This is a genomic window from Amycolatopsis sp. NPDC004747 (genome assembly GCF_053601335.1).
Genome location: NZ_JBSGBQ010000088.1, coordinates 1 through 1,055, shown reverse-complemented (window position 1 = coordinate 1,055; position 1,055 = coordinate 1). Strand labels below are relative to the sequence as shown.

Sequence of the window (1,055 nt, the reverse complement as noted above, 5' to 3'; positions counted from 1 at the left end):
GTGGTGTTTCAGAACCGTAGAGTGGATGCGTAACATCTTTGTAGGCAAGTCCTCGGCCTATTAGTACCAGTCAACTCGACAACACATTACTGTGCTTCCATTTCTGGCCTATCAACCCAATGGTCTGTTGGGGGCCTTAACCCACATGGGGTGGGATACCTCATCTTGGAACAGGCTTCCCGCTTAGATGCCTTCAGCGGTTATCCCTTCCGAACGTGGCCAACCAGCCATGCCCTTGGCAGAACAACTGGCACACCAGAGGTTCGTCCGTCCCGGTCCTCTCGTACTAGGGACAGCCTTCCTCAAGTATCCTACGCGCGCGGCGGATAGGGACCGAACTGTCTCACGACGTTCTAAACCCAGCTCGCGTGCCGCTTTAATGGGCGAACAGCCCAACCCTTGGGACCTACTCCGGCCCCAGGATGCGACGAGCCGACATCGAGGTGCCAAACCATGCCGTCGATATGGACTCTTGGGCAAGATCAGCCTGTTATCCCCGGGGTACCTTTTATCCGTTGAGCGACACCCCTTCCACCAGGAGGTGCCGGATCACTAGTCCCGACTTTCGTCCCTGCTCGACATGTCTGTCTCACAGTCAAGCTCCCTTGTGCACTTGCACTCAACACCTGATTGCCAACCAGGCTGAGGGAACCTTTGGGCGCCTCCGTTACCCTTTAGGAGGCAACCGCCCCAGTTAAACTACCCATCAGGCACTGTCCCTGAACCAGATCATGGCCCGAGGTTCAGATTCCCAATTCGACCAGAGTGGTATTTCAACAACGACTCCACCACAACTAGCGTCGCAGCTTCACAGTCTCCCACCTATCCTACACAAGCCGAACCGAAAACCAATACCAAACTATAGTAAAGGTCCCGGGGTCTTTCCGTCCTGCCGCGCGTAACGAGCATCTTTACTCGTAGTGCAATTTCGCCGGGCCTGTGGTTGAGACAGCCGGAAAGTCGTTACGCCATTCGTGCAGGTCGGAACTTACCCGACAAGGAATTTCGCTACCTTAGGATGGTTATAGTTACCACCGCCGTTTACTGGCGCTTAA

At 55.0% G+C, this 1,055-nt stretch carries 1 rRNA gene; it reads right to left on the bottom strand.

Annotated elements, in window-relative coordinates:
* Window positions 1-40 precede the first annotated feature (40 nt).
* Window positions 41-1,055, bottom strand: a 23S ribosomal RNA gene (locus ACWEGE_RS47020); the annotation flags it as partial.